The following is a 385-nucleotide window of genomic DNA, read 5'->3' as shown; positions in this document are numbered from 1 at the left end:
GGTCCCAGCTCTGCTGGTAGCAGGCGCAGCAAACGCTGCTGAAGTTTACAATAAAGACGGCAACAAATTAGATCTGTACGGTAAAGTAGACGGCCTGCACTATTTCTCTGACGACAAGTCTGTAGATGGCGACCAGACCTACATGCGTCTTGGCTTCAAAGGTGAAACTCAGGTTACTGACCAGCTGACCGGTTACGGCCAGTGGGAATATCAGATCCAGGGCAACGCTCCGGAAAGCGAAAACAACTCCTGGACCCGTGTGGCATTTGCTGGTCTGAAATTCCAGGACATCGGTTCTTTCGACTACGGTCGTAACTACGGCGTTGTTTACGACGTAACTTCCTGGACCGACGTTCTGCCAGAATTCGGTGGCGACACCTACGGT

Annotated in this window: 1 pseudogene; it reads left to right on the top strand. The window is 51.9% G+C overall.

Features of this window, described 5'->3' with window-relative positions:
- Nucleotides 1-385, top strand: a pseudogene (gene ompC / locus ACNFOC_RS55860) (porin OmpC); the annotation flags it as partial.

This window comes from Streptomyces colwelliae, assembly GCF_048158785.1.
Lineage (GTDB): Bacteria > Actinomycetota > Actinomycetes > Streptomycetales > Streptomycetaceae > Streptomyces.
The sequence above is the reverse complement of the archived record's forward strand: the minus strand, read 5'-3'. Positions and strand labels throughout refer to the sequence as shown.